Source organism: Sedimentibacter sp. B4 (assembly GCF_000309315.1).
GTDB lineage: Bacteria > Bacillota > Clostridia > Tissierellales > Sedimentibacteraceae > Sedimentibacter > Sedimentibacter saalensis.
In genome coordinates, this window is sequence record NZ_CANG01000418.1 from 1 (window position 1) to 203 (window position 203).

At 67.5% G+C, this 203-nt stretch carries 1 protein-coding gene; it reads left to right on the top strand.

The window, feature by feature from the left end; all coding sequences use genetic code 11:
- Positions 1–203: 2,3-bisphosphoglycerate-dependent phosphoglycerate mutase (locus tag BN358_RS23570; protein ID WP_157593430.1), on the top strand; the 203-nt coding region annotated here is incomplete at both ends.

Below are 203 nucleotides of genomic sequence, written 5' to 3' on the forward strand. Positions count from 1 at the left end.
GAGGCCAAGCGCGGCGCGGAGCTGCTCAAGGCCGAGGGTCTGTTGCCCGATGTCGTACACACCTCCGTGTTGCGTCGCGCCATCCACACCGCGTACCTCGCGCTGGACGGCTGCGATCGCCACTGGATCCCGGTGAAGCGGTCCTGGCGGCTCAACGAGCGCCATTACGGCGCTCTCCAGGGCAAGAACAAGGCCCAGACGCT